Source organism: Sphingobium sp. RAC03, from assembly GCF_001713415.1.
GTDB lineage: Bacteria > Pseudomonadota > Alphaproteobacteria > Sphingomonadales > Sphingomonadaceae > Sphingobium.
The window spans coordinates 404,893-422,455 of record NZ_CP016453.1 but is presented as its reverse complement, the minus strand read 5'-3'; the positions used below and the strand labels follow the sequence as shown (position 1 = coordinate 422,455).

The window sequence follows — 17,563 nt, the reverse complement described above, 5'->3', positions numbered from 1 at the left end:
ATGCGCGCTTCCCCCCTCTCCTACTGGCTCGCCAGCGCGCCGCCCTTCACGGGTGGCGCGGAGGGTGCGGTCGAAGGCAAGGCCGATGTGGTCATCATCGGCGGCGGCTTTACCGGCCTGTCGGCCGCGCTGGCGCTGGCCAAGCGCGGGGCGCGCGTCGTGCTGCTGGAGGCGGGCCGGGTCGTGGGCGAAGCGTCCGGGCGCAATGGTGGCCAGTGCAATAATGGCACGGCGCATGATTATGGCGCCTTGTCGGCCAAGTTCGGCAAGGACACCGCCAAGGCCTGGTATCGCGCGCATTGCGACGCCGTCGATACGGTCGAGCGGCTGGCGCGCGAGGAAGGCATAGCATGCGATTTCGATCGGTGCGGCCGGGTGAAGCTGGCAGCCAAGCCCCAACATTATGACAAGCTGGTGCGGGCGCATGATCTGCTGGCGGCCGAGGTGGACGAGAATGTCCGACTGGTGCCGCCGGAGCAGATTCGGGATGAAATAGGATCGGACGCTTTTCACGGCGCGCTGATCCAGACGACCAGCGCGCAATTGCACCCCGCCCGTTTCGGCGTGGGCTTGGCGGAAGCGGCAGCGCGGGCCGGCGCGCGCATCTATGAGCGAGCGGAGGTGACGGGTCTCGATCGTCTGCCGCAAGGATGGCGGGTCACATCGTCGCGCGGGACGGTCAGCGCGGACCAAGTGCTGGTAGCCACGGGCGGCGCCCCTGCCGCTGCGCCCTTTGGTTTCTTCCGGCGGCGGATCATATCGGTCGGCAGCTTCGTGATCGCGACGGAACCGCTGGACAATGCGACGATCGACCGGCTGCTGCCGGGGCGGCGCAATTATGTGACGAGCAAGAATATCGGCAATTATTTCCGCCTGGCCCCCGACAATCGCCTGATCTTCGGCGGGCGGGCGCGCTTTGCGATCAGCGATCCCCGTTCGGACCTGAAAAGCGGGCGCATTCTGGAAGAGACGATGGGCGCATTATTCCCGGCGTTGAAGGGCGTGGGCGTCGATCATGTCTGGGGCGGGATGGTCGATCTGACCGCCGACCGCTTGCCGCGGGCAGGCGAACAGGACGGACTCTATTATGCCATGGGCTATAGCGGCCATGGCGTGCAGATGGCGACGCATATGGGGCAGCAAATGGCGCGCGTGATGAGCGGCGAGCCGGACGCCAATCCCTGGGCGCATCTCGACTGGCCCAGCGTACCCGGCCATTTCGGCAAGCCCTGGTTCCTGCCGCTGGTGGGGCTATGGTATAAATGGCAGGATGTGATCCGTTGACCGACATTCTGTCTCCCCTTTCTCGCCGTGGTCTGATCGGCGCGGGGCTTGGCATGGGTGCCGGGCTGCTGTTGCCCGATGGCGCGCTGGCGGCTGGTCACCCGCGCCGGGGTGGCCGCATCCGTGCTGCCAGCCTATCGAGTTCGACCGCCGATACGCTCGACCCGGCCAAGGGCGCTTTGTCGACCGACTATATTCGTCATTATATGTTTTACAGCGGGCTGACCCAGCTCGACGGCCAGCTCAACCCGCGCCCCGACCTCGCCGAGCGGATCGAGAGCGCGGACCAGATAACTTGGCATATCCGCCTGCGCAAGGGCGTGACATTCCATGACGGGGCGAACCTGACGGCGCAGGATGTCGTCTGGTCGTTGCTGCGGCACAAGAACCCAGCGACGGGGTCGAAGATGGCGCAGATCGCCGAGCAGTTCGCGCAGATCAAGGCGACCGGCAAACAGGATCTGGTAATCCGCCTGACCGGCCCCAATGCCGACCTGCCCGCCATCCTCGCCCAGTCGCATTTCGTGATCCTGCGCGCGGGGACGAGCGATTTCCGCACCGCCAACGGCACCGGCCCCTATCTCTGTGCGCAATTTCGTCCCGGCGTCCGCACGCTGGGGCGGCGCAATCCCAATTTCTGGAAACCGGGCAAACCCTATCTCGACGAGATCGAGCTGATCGGTATTCCCGACGAGACGAGCCGGGTCAATGCGCTGCTGTCGGGCGACGTTCACCTGATCCTGGCGGTCAATCCGCGATCCACCAAGCGCATCATGGCGTCGCCCCGTCATGCGCTGATGGAGACGCAATCGGGGCTGCACACCAACCTCATCATGCGGCAGGATCGCTTGCCGACCGGCAACCCGCATTTCGTCGCGACGATGAAATATCTGTTCGACCGACCGCTGATCAAGCGCGCGCTCTATCGCGGCTATGCGACGATCGGCAATGATCATCCGATCCCGCCTTTCCACCCCTATTATCGCGCCGACTTGCCGCAGCGCGTGCTCGACCTGGACAAGGCGCGCTGGCATTTGCAGCGGTCGGGACTGGATGGCGTGCGGCTGCCTATCTATGCGTCGCCCGCAGCGGACGGGTCGGTCGATATGGCGTCGATCCTGCAGGAATATGGATCACGCATTGGCCTCAAACTCGCGGTCAATCGCGTGCCGGCCGATGGTTATTGGTCGACCCATTGGATGAAGCATCCGCTGGGCTTTGGCAACACCAACCCGCGCCCGACCGCCGACCTGCTGTTCAGCCTGTTCTACAAATCGGACGCGGCGTGGAATGAGAGCGGGTGGAAAAATCCGCGCTTCGACCGGCTGTTGCTGGAAGCGCGCGGCGAGGCCGACCAGGCGAAGCGCAAGCAGCTTTATGGCGAAATGCAGGGGCTGGTTCACCATTATTGCGGTGTCGGCATCCCGGTGTTCATCAACCTGATCGACGGGTACGACCGCCGGTTGAAGGGCATGTTCCCGATCGCGATGGGCGGCATGATGGGCTATCAATTCGCCGAACATGTGTGGTGGGAAGGCTGATGGCGGGCGCTTCCTCCCAAAGCGGCATGAGGGCCGCGCTGATCCTGATCGGCAAACGTTTTGCGTCGTCGTTGCTGACGCTGCTGATGGTGTCGGTCACCATCTTCATTATCGCGCAACTGTTGCCCGGCGATGCCGCGCAGGAAGCGCTGGGCCAGAGCGCCACGGCTGATCAGGTCGCGGCGCTGCGCCATGAAATGGGCCTCGATCGCCCAGCCCATGTCCGCTATGTGAGCTGGCTGACCGGCATGGTCAGCGGCGATCCGGGTCAGTCGATGGTCGCCAACATGCCGGTGGCGGAGGTGATTTCCACCCGCCTGCCCAACAGCCTGCTGCTCGCCGCACTGACCGCGCTGGTTGCCATCCCTGTCGCGCTGTCGATTGGCATCGGGTCCGCCATGAACCGGGGCGGGCGGATCGACCGGGCGCTCAATATCGTCACGCTGTCGATGGTCGCGGTCCCCGAATTTCTGGTGGCGACGATCGCCGTCCTCATCTTCTCGGTGAAGCTGCGCTGGTTGCCGTCGATCGCGATGGCATCGAGCGACATGAACTGGGGCGACTATCTGCGCGGCGTCGCCATGCCGATCCTGACGCTGTGCGTGATCGTCGTGGCGCAAATGGCGCGGATGACGCGCGCGGCGGTGATCGACCAGATGGACCGGCCTTATGTCGAGATGGCGGTGCTGAAAGGTGTCGCGCCGGTGCGGGTGGTGCTGAAGCATATCATGCCCAACGCCATCGCGCCGATCGTCAATGCCATGGCGCTCAGCCTCTCTTATCTGCTCGGCGGAGCGGTGATCGTGGAAACCATCTTCAACTATCCGGGCCTCGCCAGCCTGATGGTCAACGCCGTCACCAGCCGCGACATGCCGTTGTTGCAGGCCTGCGCGATGATCTTCTGCACCGCCTATCTCATCCTGATGCTGATCGCGGACGTCACCGCGATCCTCGCCAACCCCAGGCTGCGCGCGCAATGATCGCTTCTGTTCTCAAACGGGCGAAAGCCCTGCCATTGTCAGGCAAGATCGGCCTGGCGCTGGTCATCTTCTGGCTGCTCATCGCGCTGGTCGGGCCGATGCTGGCGCCTTATCCGATCGGGGCTTTCGTCGCCTATGATGTGTTCGACGGGCAATCGGCGGACCATTGGCTGGGGAGCGACTATCTCGGCCGCGATGTGTTGAGCCGCCTGCTGTCGGGCGCGCGCTATACCGTGGGACTGGCAGCGGCGGCGGCTTTGCTCGCCAGCACCACCGGCACCGCGCTGGCGCTGACGGCGGCGGTGGGTGGGGCGAAGGTCGATGAGCCGCTGTCACGTTTCATGGACATGCTGATTTCGATCCCGTCGAAGATCTTCTCGCTGGTGCTGGTCGCGGCGTTCGGGTCGTCGCTGGGGCTGTTGCTGTTGATCGCGGCCTTTACCTATGTGCCGGGCAATTATCGCATCGCCCGCGCGCTGGCCGTCAACCTGGCGCAGATGGATTATGTGCAGGTGGCCAAGGTCCGGGGCGAGGGACGCTTTCATATCGCGATCGCCGAAATATTGCCCAATATGATCCATCCGCTGCTGGCCGACTTTGGTCTGCGCTTCGTGTTCATCGTGCTGCTGCTGTCGGGTCTGTCGTTCCTGGGGCTGGGCGTGCAGCCGCCGGACGCGGACCTGGGGTCGCTGGTGCGCGAGAATATTTCCGGATTGGGCGAAGGGGCGCTGGCGATTTTGGCTCCGGCTGTTGCGATTGCGACGCTGACCGTCGGCGTGAACCTGCTGATCGATGCGCTGCCGGGACAGGGGAAAGGCCGATGAGCGAAATTCCCCATGTCGAAGTGCGGGGCCTGACCGTCACCGCGCGCAACGCAGCGGGCGAGATTTTCCCGATCGTCAGCGACATCGATTTTGCGTTGAAGCGCGGAGAGGTGCTGGCGCTGATCGGGGAATCAGGGTCGGGCAAGACGACGATCGCGCTGACCTTGCTCGGCCATGCCAGGCCCGGCGCACGGATTGCGGGCGGGTCGATCCGCGTCGGCGATGTCGATCTCACCACGCTGGATCGCAGCGCCTTGGCGCAGCTACGCGGCAATCGCATCGCCTATATCGCGCAGTCGGCGGCGGCGGCGTTCAATCCGTCGCGCACGATCATGGAACAAGTGATCGAGCCTGCGCTGATCCACGACCTGATGCCGCGCGCCGAGGCCGAGGCGAAGGCGGTCGAGCTGTTCCGGGGTCTCGCCCTCCCCTTCCCCGACACGATCGGGTCGCGCTACCCGCACCAATTATCGGGTGGGCAGTTGCAGCGATTGATGGCGGCGATGGCGCTGATCACCGATCCTGAACTGGTGATATTGGACGAGCCGACCACCGCGCTGGACGTCACGACCCAGATCGAAGTCTTGCGCGCCTTCAAGGCTGTGGTGCTGGAGCGCGGCGCGACGGCCATCTATGTGTCGCACGACCTGGCCGTGGTAGCGCAAATGGCTGACCAGATCGTCGTGCTGAGCCAGGGCCGCATACAGGAGGCAGGCGCGGCGGCGCAGATCCTCCACGCGCCTGCGGATGACTATACCAAGACGCTGATGGCCGCCGCGCGTCCGGCCATTCGCCCGGCACCGGTAAAGGCACATCTGCCCGCCGCACCGCTGCTGGAAATCAAAGGGCTGACGGCGGGCTATGGCAAGATCGACAAGGAGGGTCGGCCGCGCATTCCGGTGTTGCGCGACATCAACCTGACGATCGAACGGGGCGCGACTTTGGGCGTGATCGGCGAGAGCGGGTCGGGCAAGTCGACTATCGCGCGGGTGATCGCCGGGTTGCTGCCGCCTGCCAGCGGGCAGGTGTTGCTGGATGGCGAGCCATTACCGCCGGGCCTCAAAGGCCGCAGCCGCGAACAGTTCCGCCGGGTCCAGCTGGTGTTCCAGAATGCCGATACGGCGCTCAACCCGGCGCATAGCGTCGGGCGCATCTTGGCGCGGCCGCTGGCCTTTTATCACGGGTTGAAGGGCAATGCCGCGCATTTGCGGGTGCTGGAACTGCTCGACCTCATCCGCCTGCCCGCGACGCTGATCGACCGGCCGATCGGTGGCCTGTCGGGCGGGCAGAAACAGCGGATCAATCTGGCGCGCGCGCTGGCAGCTGACCCGCAGCTGATCCTGTGCGACGAAGTGACTTCGGCGCTCGATACGGTGGTGGGTGCGGCGATTTTGGAGCTGATGGCGGAATTGCGCCGGGAACTCGGCATCGCGACGATGTTCATCAGCCATGACATTTCGACGGTGCGGGCGATCTGCGACGATATTCTGGTGCTTTATTCGGGCACGATGGTCGAGACCGGGCCGCGCGCTGCATTCGGGACCGCGCCTTTCCATCCCTATACCGACCTGCTGATCGGCTCCGTGCCGGAAATGCGCGCGGGCTGGTTGGAGGAAAGCCATGCCGGGACCGCGCCGCCGCCGATCGGCGCTGCGGGCGATCATCCTGATCTGTGCCGCTTCCTGCCGCGCTGCGCCGCGCGGGTGGATGGGCTGTGCAACACGACGCCGCCGCCCCGTCATCCGCTGGCCAAGGGCAGCCGCATCCTATGCCATCATGGAGATGAAAGTTTGATCCCGTCATGAGCCGTTTCGTTCGTTTGGGCGAAACCGACCGCCCCGGCCTGACCGTGCATGTCGATGGCGCGCCGGTCGCCGCGCTGGAGGGGGACACGTTGATGGTCGCGCTGCTGAGCCAAGGCGCGGCCTTGCGCCAATCCGAATTCGGGCCGGAAAAACGCGCCGGATTCTGCCTGATGGGGGCATGCCAGGATTGCTGGGTATGGACCGAGAGCCGCGACCGCCTGCGCGCCTGTTCGACGCTGGCGGCACCGGGCCAGCGCATCCTCACCAGCCAGCCGGAGGCAACATGGCCGAACCACGCATAATCATCGTCGGTGCCGGGCCAGCGGGCACCCGCGCGGCGGAGGCCTGTGTGCAGGCGGGCATCAGGCCGATCGTGCTGGATGAGGGACGGCGTGACGGCGGGCAGATTTATCGCCGCCAGCCCGACAATTTCACCCGGCCCTATGCCAAGCTCTATGGCACCGAAGCGCCACGGGCGCAGGCGCTGCACGAGACGTTCGACGGGTTGAAGGACCGGATCGATTATCGTGCCGAAACATTGGTGTGGAACATCGCCGATGGCCATGTGCGGACAGCGACCCGGACAATGGAATCGGCTTTACCCTTCGACGCGCTGCTACTCTGCACCGGGGCGACGGATCGGTTGATGCCGGTCAAGGGCTGGCAATTTGCAGGCAGCTATAGTCTGGGCGGGGCGCAGGTGGCGCTCAAGTGCCAGGCGGTGTCGATCGGCCATAAGGTCGTGTTCATGGGGTCGGGCCCGCTGCTCTATCTGGTCGCGAGCCAATATGTGCAGGCGGGGGCGGATGTCGTCGCGGTGCTGGATACGGCACCCTATAGCGCGCGGATCAAGGCCTTGCCCGACCTGCTGGCAGTGCCCTCGGTATTGTGGAATGGCGTGGCGCTGACTTTGGCGTTGAAGCGTGCGGGGGTGATGGTCCGCAATAGCGTCAAGCCATTGGAAATATTGGGCAACGCCGAGGATGGCGTCAGCGGTATCCGCTTCCGGGTTGGCGCTGGCGCCGAACAGACGATCGCGTGCGATGCGGTGGCGATGGGGCATCATCTGCGGCCCGAAACCCAGTTGGCGGATTTGGCGCGATGTGCGTTCGCCTTCGATCCCGTCACTCGCCAATGGTTGCCAGAGCGCGATGGCGATGGGCGGTCGAGCGTCGCGGGCGTCTATCTGGCGGGCGATGGCGCGAAGATATTGGGCGCGCGATCGGCAGAGGCGAGCGGGCGGCTGAGCGCCCTTGCGGCCTTGGGCGATCTGGGTCTGCCAGTGGACAAGGGCGAGATGGCGTCGCTGCGTGGCGATGTCGGCACCTATGCCAAATTCGCGCGCGGGCTGGCCACCGCCTTCCCCTGGCCCGCAGAGCAAGCAGGCGTGCTGCCCGACGAGGCGATATTGTGCCGGTGTGAAGGCGTGACCGCGGGCGACCTGCGCGCGGTGATGCGGGAGACGGGGGCCAAGGAAGCGAACCGCGCCAAGGCGTTCAGCCGGGTCGGCATGGGGCGCTGCCAAGGGCGCTATTGCGGGCTTGCCGCCGCAGAACTGATCGCGGCGCAGGCGGACATTCCGGTCGAACAGGTTGGTCGGCTGCGCGGGCAGGCACCGGTCAAACCGCTCACTATCAGCATCGGGGATACGGACGCATGAGCGCTGCCAGCGACGTCATCATCGTAGGCGGCGGCCTGATGGGGTCGTCCACCGCCCTGTTCCTGCGCGGCCATGGCCTGTCGGTCACGCTGCTGGAAACCGACCTGATCGGACGGCAGGCGAGCGGCACCAATTTCGGTAATGTCCGGCGGCAGGGTCGCCCGATCCACCAATTGCCGCTGGCCAACCGCGCCATCGATATATGGCGGCGGTCGCGCAAACTGTTGGGCGCGGATGTCGAATATCTCCAGTCCGGGCATATCCGCGTCTGTTATCGTGAGCGGCCTGAACTGGTCGGGTCGATGGAGGATTATGCCAACAAGGCGCGTTCCGAGGGGCTCGACCTTGAATTGCTCAGCGGCAATGCATTGCGCGACAAATTTCCCTTCTTCGGGGCCGATGTGCTGGCCGGTTCCTATTCGGCGACCGACGGCCATGCCAATCCGCGCCTCGCCACACCCGCCTTTGCGCGGGCGGCCGAGCGGCTGGGCGCGGTGATCCATGAGCATACGAAGATCGTCGATGCACAAAAGATCGGCGAGGATTTCGTGGTGAGCGCGGCAGACGGGCGGACATTCCGCGCGCCCATATTGCTGGTGACGGCGGGCGCCTGGGGCAATGCGCTGTCGTCGCAATTTGGCGAGCCGGTGCCGATCGTGCCGCGTGGCCCCAATATGAGCGTTACCGAACCCGTGCCCTATGCCATCCTGCCCGCTGTCGGCGTGATGACGCCGGTGGAAGAAGAGACGGTCTATTTCCGGCAGGTCGCGCGCGGCAATATCGTGCTGGGCGGCAGTACGCGCGGGCCATCTTTTCCCGACCAATATCGCGCCTATGTCGAGCCGCAAAATACGGTCAGCCAGTTGAAGCAGATCCGGCGGCTGGCCCCGGCACTGGGCAAGCTCAACATCATCCGCGTCTGGTCGGGCATTGAGGGCTATCTGCCCGATAGCCAACCCGTCATGGGGCCAAGCGCGACGACGAGCGGGCTCTATTATGCGTTCGGTTTTTCGGGGTCGGGCTTCCAGATCGGGCCGGGCGTGGGCGAGACGATGGCCGAGATCATCGCCAAGGGCGCGACCGACATTCCGATCGCACCCTACACTATTGGCCGCTTCGCCAAGGGCTGATTTGCGCTATTGTCCGCTGATGACGGACAAGCGCTATACCAAATCGACCCTGCCGGAGAAAATCTGTGCGGCGTGCGGGCGGCCCTTTGCCTGGCGCAAGAAATGGGCGCGCGATTGGGACGAGGTGAAGACCTGTTCGGAGCGGTGCAAGGGCAACTTGCGGCGCAAGAATCGATGATGCCCGATCGGCCATCTGGCCTGCGCGCGCTACACCTCGCAAGGCCATTGCTATGACGGACACCTCCCTTCCCCCGGTTCCCGCCTGCATTTTCGGCGCGAGCGGCGGCATTGGCGCGGCGTTGGCGGCGCAACTCGCGGCGAGCGACGCGATTTCGCTGGTCCATGCGGGTGGGCGCGGCCCGGTGGCGCAGGGTGCAAAGTTACGGCCCTTTACGTTCGACCTGGAGGATGAAGCCTCGATCGCGGCGGCGGCGCGGGCGATGGACGATGCCCCGCCCCGGATCATCATCGTCGCGACCGGCCTGCTGCACGGGGACGATCTGCGGCCCGAAAAATCGCTGCGTGACCAGAGCGGTGACGCCTATGCGCGGCTGTTCGCGGTCAATGCGACTGGACCGGCGCTGATCGCCAAACATATGCTGGTGCGGCCGCCGCGTCAGGGCAGGCTGGTCTTTGCCGCATTGTCGGCGCGGGTCGGGTCGATCAGCGACAATCGGCTGGGCGGATGGCACGCCTATCGCGCGTCGAAGGCTGCGCTCAACATGATCGTCCGCAACATCGCGATCGAACTGGCGCGGATCAACCCGGAGGCCATTGCCGTCACGCTGCATCCGGGCACCGTGGATAGCGGATTGTCGCAACCCTTTCAGCGCAATGTCGCGCCGGACAAGCTGTTTCCGCCGGAGCTATCGGCCCGGCACTTGCTATCCGTGATCGACGGGCTGGGGCCGGAAGCGTCGGGCCAATGCTATGGCTGGGATGGCGCGGTCATTCCGTTCTGACGGATCGAGAGGAAGACGGCGAATGCGAGAGGCAACGGACATGATGAATGGGTCCGCCCGGCTGCTCGGCTATAGCGGGCTGTTGCCGCAGATGGCCGCCATCGGCACCATGCTGACAGGCGGGCCGGAGCTATACTGGACAGCGATGGCGGTGGCCTATGGCTATGCCGCCTTCATCTTTTCCTTTCTGGGCGGTGTGTGGTGGGGGCTGGGCCTCGCGATCGCGCAGCCGCCGCGCTGGATATTCGTCGCGGCGGTGATGCCCAGCCTGATCGCGCTGGCCACCTATCTGCCCTGGGTGCTGGGGTGGGACTGGCCCCGACCGTCGTTGATGATCCTGGCGGTGGCGCTGATCGCCTCGCCTCTGGTCGATCGCCTGATCGTGCGCGGGCGGGAAGGCTTTGGCGGATGGCTGCAACTGCGCTGGCATTTGTCAATTGGGCTGGGCGGGCTGACGCTGTTGGCGGGGCTGCTTTAGCCGCGCCGGGCAATCCCCATTGCGCCATCATCCTGCGCCAGGCCTAGCATTTTCCCGGCCAGCGCCTTGCCCGACTGCCAGGCCTGTTCGACAAAGCCATGCGCCAGCCAGTCGCCGCACATGCCGATTTGCAGCGCAGGGTTCCAAAGCGCGTTGGCGAAACAGCCCGAAGGCATCGCATAACGCCAACGATGCGCCATGCGGACCACCGGAGTCGGCAGGGTGAGGCCGGTGGCATGGGCCAGACCGTCGAGCAGCAGGGTGGCAATCCGGTCGGCATCTTCCTCCAGATTTGCCGTTGACCAGTCCGCTGACCCCTGCACCACCCAGGCTTCCGGCCCGGTCCGGCCCGGCTTTGCGCTGTTGCGGACGGCCCAGCCGATCGGGCCGATATGGCGGATCATGTCGGGGCCGATGTCGAGCGGTTCGGCAAAGGCGAACATGCCCGCCCAGCAGGGTTGCGAGCCGACCGTCATGGCGAGCCGGGCCATCTGAAAATCATGGAGCGATATGAGCGGCAATGCCTGTTCGACCGGCACGGCGATGACCACCGCGTCGAACGGGCCAAAGGATATGTCCTGGCCCCGGCACCACCAATGCTGGCCATCATGGGTGACGCCCGCAATCGGGCAGTTCCAGGTGACGGGATGCCGCTCGGCCATGGCCTTGATCGGCGCATTCATGCCCGGCGTGCCGACCCAGGCATCGCGCCCGGCGACGGACCAGGGCGCGACGACGCCCTGCATGTGCCATTCGCCCACCAGCTGGCGGAACGCCGCGCCGCGCGCGGTGAAGTGGGACGCGCCATGGTCGAAGGCGATGGTGCCGAGCGGGCTGTCGCAGCGGCGGGTGGACATGCGCCCGCCCGGCCCGCGTGCCTTGTCGAACAGGGCGGGCTCATGGCCTTCTTCCCGCAAGGCATCGGCGCAGGATAGCCCCGCCATGCCCGCACCGATTACTGCGACCCGCATCAGTTCAATATCCCATCAGCGCCAGCAATTCCTTGCGGCTGCCAGCATCGGTCAGGAAACAGCCCAGCAGGCGGCTGGTCACCATGGAGACGCCCGGCGTCCGCACGCCACGCCCGGTCATGCAGCCATGCTGCGCCTCTATCACCACGGCGACGCCATGAGGTTGCAGATGATCCCAGATGCACTGGGCGACATCGGCGGTCAGCCGTTCCTGCACCTGCAGGCGGCGGGCATAGCCATGCAGCACGCGGGCGAGTTTCGATATGCCGACGACCCGGTTCCGCGGCAGATAGGCGATCGACGCCTTGCCGGTGATGGGGGCCAGATGATGTTCGCAATGCGAATGGAAGGGAATGTCCTTCAGCAGCACGATTTCGTCATAGCCGCCGACATCCTCGAACGTCCGGTCGAGATGCAGGGCGGGATTTTCCTGATAGCCGCTGCAATATTCCTGCCAGGCGCGGGCGACCCGCTTGGGGGTATCGACCAGGCCTTCGCGGTCCGGGTCGTCGCCCGACCAGCGTAACAGGGTGCGCACCGCCTCCAGCACCGTATCGGGGATGATTTGCGTGTCGGACTCGTCAAACGCGTCATGATCATGCAACATGAAGTTCATCGGGCACCCCTCGATCCGTCATTGCCACGACCTTCGTGCCGCTGCGTCTGGTCAACAATGCCGCTAAGGGGGGTAGTGCCACAACATGTCCAACCGGGCATGGTGCATCAGCCGTTTACGGGATTAAGATTACGCATGTCCTTAGTAGAAATGATCGCCAACAGTCCGGTCGCGACAGTCATCAGCAATCCGCGCCTGCCCGATAATCCCATCATCGAATGCAATGCGGCATTTATGGAACTTACAGGGTTTAGCCGTGATGAAATCGTCGGGCATAATTGCCGCTTTCTGTCTGGGGCAGACACGGAACCCTGGCTGACCGAGACATTGCGCACGGCGATCCGCCAGCAACGGCCAGCGCTGGTGGAAATATTGAATTACAAGAAGAACGGCACGCCGTTCCGCAATGCCGTGCTGGTTGCGCCGATCTTCGACGAGGAAGGCGTGCTGGAATATTTTCTGGGGTCGCAGGTCGAGGTGATGGACCCGACGATCGGCATCGTCGCCCGCCGCGCCCAGGCCCATGCGCAGATTTCGCGCCTGTCCGTGCGGCAGCGCGAAGTGTTGATGCTGATGGCGACGGGCAAGCTCAACAAGCAGATCGCCTATGCGCTCACCCTGTCGGAGCGGACGGTCAAGATGCACAAGGCCGCGCTGCTCAAGGCACTGGGCGTAACGACCAGCGCCGACGCTATCCGCCTGGCGGTGGAAGCGGGCTACTGAGCGGTCAGTCCTTCTCCACCTCCCGCATCGGTTGGGGCGCGGGCGGGATCAGTGCTTCGGGATCGGGCCGCAAGTCATGCGCGCGCATCGCGGCCTGGACAGCCTCGATCAGTTGGACCGCGTCATAGGGTTTGTTCAGCACCATGTCGCCGGGCAGGGCGTCGCGCGCGGCGAGTTGCCCGTCGCCCGTGGCAAACAAAATGGCGATCGTGCCGCGTTGAGCGCGGGCCGCTTCGGCGAGCGCCACACCCGACGCGCCGGGCAGATGCAGGTCGGTCACCAGCACGTCCACCGGCGCCGTCTGCAAGGCCATCATCGCGTCTTCGGTGCTGCCAGCCTCGATTACCAGGCATCCGGATTTTTTGAGGATTTCGGCGGCATGTTGGCGGATCAAAGCGTCGTCATCGACCAGTAGCACCGTCGCGCCGATCCGTGCTGTGGGGGTGTCGCCCGGCTGCTGCGCGATGGCGTTGCGTTGCCGCTGGTTATCGAGGACGTGCCGCAAGCGCCGCGCCAGCGCTTCGCGGGTATAGGGTTTGGAAAGAAGTTCGACCCCGGCGTCCAGCTTGCCGCCATGGACGATGGAATTTTCGGTATAGCCCGACGTGAAGAGGACGGCGAGATTGGGCAGCCGTTCGCGCGCCTTGCGCGCGAGTTCGGGGCTTTTGAGCGGGCCGGGCATCACGACATCGGTGAACAATATGTCGATCGGCATGCCGCTTTCGATGACGATGAGGCCAGCCGCCGCGTCGGGGGCCTTGAGGACATTATAGCCAAGGTCGGTCAGCACCTCGACCACGGTCGCGCGGACCTCCTCGTCATCCTCGACCACCAGCACAGTTTCGGTGCCGCCGCTGATCGGCCCGCTGTCCATCTGGACCTCGGCATCTTCGCTTTCGATCGAGCGGGGCAGATAGAGGCGGACGGTCGTGCCTTCGCCGACTTCGGAATAGATTTTCACATGGCCGCCCGATTGTTTGACGAAGCCGTAGACCATGGAAAGGCCAAGGCCCGACCCCTTGCCTTCGCCCTTGGTCGAGAAGAAGGGTTCGAACACCTTGGCAAGAATGTCGACGTCCATGCCGGAGCCGGTGTCCGACACCGCCAGCATGACATATTGGCCCGGCGTCACTTCATCATGCGCGCGGGCATAGTCGGCGTCGAGATGGGCATTGCCAAGTTCGATGGTCAGGCGCCCCTGCCCGTCCATCGCGTCGCGTGCGTTGATGGCGAGGTTCAGCAGCGCATTTTCGAACTGGGCCGGATCGATAAAGGTGTTCCACAGGCCGCCGCCCACGACGGTTTCGATCTCCACGCCCTCGCCGATCGCGCGGCGCAACATGTCGTCCATACCCCGCACGAAGCGGGTGGCGTTGACGACGCGCGGTTCGAGCGCCTGCCGCCGCCCGAAGGCGAGCAACTGGCTGGCGAGTTTGGCGCCGCGCGAGACGCCCGCCATCGCGTTGTTGATCCGCTTTTCGACGCGCGGATTGTCCGCCGCATCCTTGGCCAGCAATTGCAGATTGCCCGATATGATCTGCAGCAGATTGTTGAAGTCATGGGCGACGCCGCCGGTCAGCTTGCCGATCGTCTCCATCTTCTGCGCCTGGGCGAGCTTGGCTTCCGTCCGCCGCCGTTCATCGATTTCCGCGATCACACGCGCTTCGAGCGTTTCGTTGAGCTGGCGCAGCTGGTCTTCGGCACGTTCGCGATGGCGCACCTGGCGCGCCAGCATGTCGGCCTGTTCGCGCAACGCCGCTTCGGCTGCGCGCTGGTGGGTGATGTCGGTGTGGACGCCGACCCATTCCATGATCTCGCCCGCATCACTGAGGATCGGCAGGGCGCGGATGGCGCAGACGCGCCACATGCCGTCATGGCGGCGCAGCCGATGTTCATGGACATACATGCGCTTGGCCGCGACCGCTTCGTTCCAGCTGCGAATGCTGTCGGCCTGATCGTCGGGATGGACCGCATTGGCCCAGCCGAAATCCTGATATTCGTCATAGGATTGGCCGGTGAGCGCCGCCCAGCCGGGTTGTTCGCCGACCATCCGCCCGTCTGCGCTGTTGCTCCACAGCACGCCATGCACCGCCTCCATCGCCATGCGGAAGCGGTTGTTACTGAGCGACAGGTCGGCTTCGAACTTGGCGCGGACGCTATTGTCGATACAGGTACACATCACCCCGCCGACCGTGCCGTCGCCATTGAAGACGGGCGTGTAGAACAAGTCGAAAATGACGGTTTGCGACACGCCACCCCGGTTGAGAACCAAGGGTTGTTCCAGATAGGAGAGGTTTTCGCCTTTAAGCCCGGCTTCCAGCACCCGCTGGTTGAAGTCCCAGATTTCCGGCCAGACGCCGCGCACCGTCCCGCCCAGCGCGGCGGGGTGGTTCGCGCCTGCGATCTGGGCATAGGCGTCATTATAGAGCATGACATGGTCCGATCCCCACATCAGTACCTTGGCCACTGGCGAATTGACGATATTGCCGACCGTCGCGCGCAATTCGACCGACCATGTCGCAATCGCCCCCAGCGCGGTCGAGGCCCAGTCGAAGCGGCGGACGATGGCACCACATTCGCCACCGCCGAAGGGCCAGCCCGGCAGCACAGGATGGGCCGCCTGTGCGCCATCGCGCAGCGCCTGCAAACCGGCGAGCAATATCGCGTCGGCATCGGCATAGACGCCCTTGGCAATCTGATCGGCGATGAAGCCGTCCCATTCGGGCGTCAGGGCGATGCTGCGAGTCTGGCGGATGGTCATCGTCCGGCGCTGCCGCGATGACGGGAATGTGTCAACTCATGTCACGGAATTTGCGCCGAACCGTGGGCCGCCATGTCCCAAAATCGGCCGCTAGTCCGGCGCCACCATCCCCGCGACCATATCCACCAGTGGCAGGCGGGCCTGCATGCGGACGGCGAGCAACGCCGTGCCGCTGACCTTGCGCTGGACGAACATGGTTTCGACCGGCGGCAGGTGCCAGCTGGCCGTATCGGCCACGACCGGCGTCGCCTGCTCGCGGAGGCGCGCGACGAAGCTGCGATCGGCGAAGTCGAACAGGCCGGGGCGCAGCACATGGGCGATGATCGTGTCGATCATGGCATCGAGCGCCGCGCCATGCCGCGCGACAAGGGCGGGCGACACGAAGCCCACATCGATGAGCGCCGCGCGCAGACCATCCCTGTCGCCCGTCAGGCCAGCCCGCAACAGCGTGCGATAGGCGTTGGTCGTTTCAGGCGGTACCGGACGCGCGGCCCCGAAGTCCAGCAACACGATTTCCCCACTTTCAGGGCGCCAGCGATAATTGGCGAAATTGGGGTCGGTCTGCATATGGCCGAAGACGAACAGTTCTTGCAGCACGAGGTCGAGCAGCGCGGCCATGGACCGGTCGCGCACGTCCTGCGATGCGTCGGCGAGCGTGTCGATCGAGTCCGCTGCGATATAATCCATCACCAACACCTGGTCCGTGGTCCAATCGTCGAGCGGACGGGGCACAAGGAAGCGGGGGTCGTCTGCCAGCCGATCGGCATAGAGCTGCATCTGCCGCGCTTCGCGTAGATAGTCGGCCTCTTCATGCAACTGGACCTTCGCCTCGCCCAGCAGCGGTGCGATGTCGAGCGCCGGGGGGAGCAAGCCCGACAGGCGCAGCAGGGTCGCGACATTGTCGACATCGGCGTCGATACTGTCGGCGACGCCGGGATATTGCACCTTTACCGCGACTACCTGGCCATCGGGCAGGCGGGCGCGATGGACCTGGCCGATCGAGGCGGCCGCGATCGGGCTGGCTTCGAAATGGGCAAAGCGCCGCCGCCAGTCCTGCCCCCATTGCGTTGCCAGCACCCTTTGCAATTGGGCAGGCGGCATATGATGGGCATTGTCGCGCAACTTGGCGAGGATCGCCGTCAGTTCCGGCGGCAGCATGTCGCCCGCGTCGAGCGAGATCATCTGTCCAAGCTTCATCGCCGCGCCGCGCAGGCGCGACAATTGTTCGGTCACGCGCTGCGCATTGCCGGGCGTGAGCAACAGGTCGCGCATTTGCGGTCGCTCCCCGCGCGCCAGCCGCCTTGCGCCCTCCGCCACCATGCCGGATGCTACGCCGCCCGCCATCTGACCGAAGGCGGCAAAGCGCGACAGTCGGGCCGAGGGCACTTTGCGATAGCGATCGCTCATCGTAGCCGCCTTTGCAGCGCCGGTCGCCAGCGCAGGAAGTAGGTGTAAAGCCGGTCGAGCAGCGCCAGAACGGGGCGATAGCGCGCGAGCAGGCCCAAGGGACGGAGCAGCGGAATGGCGCGCCACATGGCGGCGAAGGCCGCTGCGCCCTCCAGCATCCGGCCATCCTCGCAGGCGTGGAAGCGCGCCAGCAGGGCGGCACGGTCGATCGGGCAAGTAGCGCCGTCGCGCGCTACGTCGACAAAATGCAACCGGTCGCGCCGGTCCAATCGGCGCATCAGATCAATTTCGCGGCGGCATAAGGGACATGCGCCATCATACCACACCGTCACGCGAGCGTCACCAGTGGCGGCGCGATCACCGTGGGGGAGGGCTGTGTTCATGTGGTGCGCTTCCCATGCCCACGCCGTCGGCGCGACAT

17 protein-coding genes are annotated in these 17,563 nt (G+C 65.0%); 12 read left to right on the top strand and 5 right to left on the bottom strand.

Translation table 11 applies throughout. The annotated features are described in order from the left end of the window. From BSY17_RS01960 to BSY17_RS01910, 11 genes are read left to right on the top strand one after another with little or no spacing between them, the layout of a single operon-like run. On the top strand, nucleotides 1-1,284 hold the full coding sequence (locus tag BSY17_RS01960; RefSeq protein WP_069064130.1) for an NAD(P)/FAD-dependent oxidoreductase: 1,284 nt from the start codon (nucleotides 1-3) through the stop codon (nucleotides 1,282-1,284). Then, nucleotides 1,281-2,825 carry an ABC transporter substrate-binding protein gene (locus tag BSY17_RS01955; RefSeq protein ID WP_069064129.1) on the top strand — a complete coding sequence of 515 codons (1,545 nt, stop codon included), beginning with the start codon at nucleotides 1,281-1,283 and terminating at the stop codon, nucleotides 2,823-2,825. Before BSY17_RS01960 ends, BSY17_RS01955 begins: the two co-directional genes overlap by 4 nt. After that, nucleotides 2,825-3,805 (top strand): ABC transporter permease, encoded by a 981-nt coding sequence (locus BSY17_RS01950; RefSeq protein WP_443019415.1) that lies wholly within the window; start codon nucleotides 2,825-2,827, stop codon nucleotides 3,803-3,805. The genes BSY17_RS01955 and BSY17_RS01950 overlap by 1 nt, the downstream gene beginning before the upstream one ends. Then, the gene (locus tag BSY17_RS01945) at nucleotides 3,802-4,629 is read left to right on the top strand and encodes an ABC transporter permease (RefSeq protein ID WP_069064127.1); all 828 of its coding nucleotides are present in this window, start codon (nucleotides 3,802-3,804) and stop codon (nucleotides 4,627-4,629) included. Before BSY17_RS01950 ends, BSY17_RS01945 begins: the two co-directional genes overlap by 4 nt. Next, nucleotides 4,626-6,434 (top strand): ABC transporter ATP-binding protein, encoded by a 1,809-nt coding sequence (locus BSY17_RS01940; protein ID WP_069064126.1) that lies wholly within the window; start codon nucleotides 4,626-4,628, stop codon nucleotides 6,432-6,434. Before BSY17_RS01945 ends, BSY17_RS01940 begins: the two co-directional genes overlap by 4 nt. After that, entirely contained in the window at nucleotides 6,431-6,736 is a 306-nt protein-coding gene (locus BSY17_RS01935) for a (2Fe-2S)-binding protein (RefSeq protein WP_069064125.1), read from the top strand. Before BSY17_RS01940 ends, BSY17_RS01935 begins: the two co-directional genes overlap by 4 nt. After that, nucleotides 6,718-8,094: an FAD/NAD(P)-dependent oxidoreductase gene (locus BSY17_RS01930; protein WP_069064124.1), complete on the top strand. Its 1,377-nt coding sequence runs from the start codon at nucleotides 6,718-6,720 to the stop codon at nucleotides 8,092-8,094. Before BSY17_RS01935 ends, BSY17_RS01930 begins: the two co-directional genes overlap by 19 nt. Further along, nucleotides 8,091-9,224 (top strand): NAD(P)/FAD-dependent oxidoreductase, encoded by a 1,134-nt coding sequence (locus BSY17_RS01925; RefSeq protein WP_069064123.1) that lies wholly within the window; start codon nucleotides 8,091-8,093, stop codon nucleotides 9,222-9,224. The genes BSY17_RS01930 and BSY17_RS01925 overlap by 4 nt, the downstream gene beginning before the upstream one ends. Before the next feature lie 19 nt (nucleotides 9,225-9,243). Then, nucleotides 9,244-9,402 carry a DUF2256 domain-containing protein gene (locus BSY17_RS01920; protein WP_069064481.1) on the top strand — a complete coding sequence of 53 codons (159 nt, stop codon included), beginning with the start codon at nucleotides 9,244-9,246 and terminating at the stop codon, nucleotides 9,400-9,402. A 52-nt stretch (nucleotides 9,403-9,454) separates the two neighbouring features. After that, on the top strand, nucleotides 9,455-10,186 hold the full coding sequence (locus tag BSY17_RS01915; RefSeq protein WP_069064122.1) for an SDR family NAD(P)-dependent oxidoreductase: 732 nt from the start codon (nucleotides 9,455-9,457) through the stop codon (nucleotides 10,184-10,186). Nucleotides 10,187-10,226: 40 nt separating this feature from the next. Then, nucleotides 10,227-10,664, top strand: coding sequence for a DUF3429 domain-containing protein (locus BSY17_RS01910; protein ID WP_237236225.1), 438 nt, complete (start codon nucleotides 10,227-10,229; stop codon nucleotides 10,662-10,664). On the opposite strand, the gene BSY17_RS01905 is transcribed toward BSY17_RS01910, so the two are convergent. Beyond that, nucleotides 10,661-11,635, bottom strand: coding sequence for an NAD(P)/FAD-dependent oxidoreductase (locus BSY17_RS01905; RefSeq protein WP_069064121.1), 975 nt, complete (start codon nucleotides 11,633-11,635; stop codon nucleotides 10,661-10,663). The genes BSY17_RS01910 and BSY17_RS01905 overlap by 4 nt on opposite strands. Before the next feature lie 4 nt (nucleotides 11,636-11,639). Continuing rightward, a complete protein-coding gene (gene folE, locus BSY17_RS01900; RefSeq protein ID WP_069064120.1) occupies nucleotides 11,640-12,251 on the bottom strand; it encodes a GTP cyclohydrolase I FolE in 612 nt (203 codons plus the stop codon). 135 nt (nucleotides 12,252-12,386) lie between these two features. On the opposite strand from folE, the gene BSY17_RS01895 reads away from it, so the two are divergent. Next, nucleotides 12,387-12,974, top strand: a complete 588-nt coding sequence (locus BSY17_RS01895; protein ID WP_202807671.1) for a PAS domain-containing protein — start codon at nucleotides 12,387-12,389, stop codon at nucleotides 12,972-12,974. A 4-nt stretch (nucleotides 12,975-12,978) separates the two neighbouring features. Here BSY17_RS01895 and BSY17_RS01890 read toward each other — a convergent pair whose 3' ends face one another. From BSY17_RS01890 to BSY17_RS01880, 3 genes are all read right to left on the bottom strand, one after another. Beyond that, nucleotides 12,979-15,735, bottom strand: a complete 2,757-nt coding sequence (locus BSY17_RS01890; protein ID WP_083216978.1) for a hybrid sensor histidine kinase/response regulator — start codon at nucleotides 15,733-15,735, stop codon at nucleotides 12,979-12,981. Between the two features lie 90 nt (nucleotides 15,736-15,825). Continuing rightward, the gene (locus BSY17_RS01885) at nucleotides 15,826-17,142 is read right to left on the bottom strand and encodes an ABC1 kinase family protein (RefSeq protein ID WP_069064119.1); all 1,317 of its coding nucleotides are present in this window, start codon (nucleotides 17,140-17,142) and stop codon (nucleotides 15,826-15,828) included. Further along, nucleotides 17,139-17,525: a DCC1-like thiol-disulfide oxidoreductase family protein gene (locus tag BSY17_RS01880; RefSeq protein ID WP_052027739.1), complete on the bottom strand. Its 387-nt coding sequence runs from the start codon at nucleotides 17,523-17,525 to the stop codon at nucleotides 17,139-17,141. Before BSY17_RS01880 ends, BSY17_RS01885 begins: the two co-directional genes overlap by 4 nt. Nucleotides 17,526-17,563 lie beyond the last annotated feature (38 nt).

Coding starts and splice junctions, on each gene's coding strand:
- folE (WP_069064120.1), bottom strand. CDS start 12,251: ATGAACTTCATGTTGCATGATCATGACGCGTTTGACGAGTCCGACACG.
- BSY17_RS01915 (WP_069064122.1), top strand. CDS start 9,455: ATGACGGACACCTCCCTTCCCCCGGTTCCCGCCTGCATTTTCGGCGCG.
- BSY17_RS01885 (WP_069064119.1), bottom strand. CDS start 17,142: ATGAGCGATCGCTATCGCAAAGTGCCCTCGGCCCGACTGTCGCGCTTT.
- BSY17_RS01925 (WP_069064123.1), top strand. CDS start 8,091: ATGAGCGCTGCCAGCGACGTCATCATCGTAGGCGGCGGCCTGATGGGG.
- BSY17_RS01895 (WP_202807671.1), top strand. CDS start 12,387: ATGTCCTTAGTAGAAATGATCGCCAACAGTCCGGTCGCGACAGTCATC.
- BSY17_RS01960 (WP_069064130.1), top strand. CDS start 1: ATGCGCGCTTCCCCCCTCTCCTACTGGCTCGCCAGCGCGCCGCCCTTC.
- BSY17_RS01910 (WP_237236225.1), top strand. CDS start 10,227: ATGATGAATGGGTCCGCCCGGCTGCTCGGCTATAGCGGGCTGTTGCCG.
- BSY17_RS01950 (WP_443019415.1), top strand. CDS start 2,825: ATGGCGGGCGCTTCCTCCCAAAGCGGCATGAGGGCCGCGCTGATCCTG.
- BSY17_RS01935 (WP_069064125.1), top strand. CDS start 6,431: ATGAGCCGTTTCGTTCGTTTGGGCGAAACCGACCGCCCCGGCCTGACC.
- BSY17_RS01940 (WP_069064126.1), top strand. CDS start 4,626: ATGAGCGAAATTCCCCATGTCGAAGTGCGGGGCCTGACCGTCACCGCG.
- BSY17_RS01920 (WP_069064481.1), top strand. CDS start 9,244: ATGACGGACAAGCGCTATACCAAATCGACCCTGCCGGAGAAAATCTGT.
- BSY17_RS01930 (WP_069064124.1), top strand. CDS start 6,718: ATGGCCGAACCACGCATAATCATCGTCGGTGCCGGGCCAGCGGGCACC.
- BSY17_RS01890 (WP_083216978.1), bottom strand. CDS start 15,735: ATGACCATCCGCCAGACTCGCAGCATCGCCCTGACGCCCGAATGGGAC.
- BSY17_RS01945 (WP_069064127.1), top strand. CDS start 3,802: ATGATCGCTTCTGTTCTCAAACGGGCGAAAGCCCTGCCATTGTCAGGC.
- BSY17_RS01880 (WP_052027739.1), bottom strand. CDS start 17,525: ATGAACACAGCCCTCCCCCACGGTGATCGCGCCGCCACTGGTGACGCT.
- BSY17_RS01905 (WP_069064121.1), bottom strand. CDS start 11,635: ATGCGGGTCGCAGTAATCGGTGCGGGCATGGCGGGGCTATCCTGCGCC.